Genomic DNA, 427 nt, shown 5'->3' on the forward strand with positions numbered 1-427 from the left:
AGCCATGATAGTCTTCTAAAAACAGCCTCCAAAGAGGTGTCGCATAAATCGGATATTTGTTTGATGTTATGCCAGTTTACATCGCCATCAGTCAAAGGCTTAACCAATCGCTTTGGCATTAGTAGTCCAGATGCAAAACCATTAGCTTGGCGTTCTAGCGGATCTTTAAAATAATCCCCAAGCTCAGAGTTACCACACTCAAAGTCTTTAGAGTGGCCCTGCATAATGTGCATACAAACGTGGCCTGTTTCATGTGCCGCAGTGAAATTTAGCCGCCGGGAATCTGGAATATTGCTATTAATAATAATTCCTGCCCCGTCTTGATTGCCGATTGCCTTACCCAAAAATTGGTCGGATACAAATGCATGGAATTCCACTCTGATAGGAAAGCTCTCATCTGAAATGGTATTAATAAATTGATTTACTT

General features: G+C 41.2%; 1 protein-coding gene. It reads right to left on the bottom strand.

Annotated elements, in window-relative coordinates; all coding sequences use genetic code 11:
* Positions 1–377: ImmA/IrrE family metallo-endopeptidase (locus AAEY62_RS20415; protein ID WP_350636033.1), on the bottom strand; the 377-nt coding region annotated here is incomplete at its 3' end.
* Positions 378–427: the final 50 nt, after the last annotated feature.

Source organism: Pseudoalteromonas sp. GW168-MNA-CIBAN-0100 (assembly GCF_040309225.1).
GTDB classification, from domain to species: Bacteria; Pseudomonadota; Gammaproteobacteria; order Enterobacterales; family Alteromonadaceae; genus Pseudoalteromonas; species Pseudoalteromonas arctica.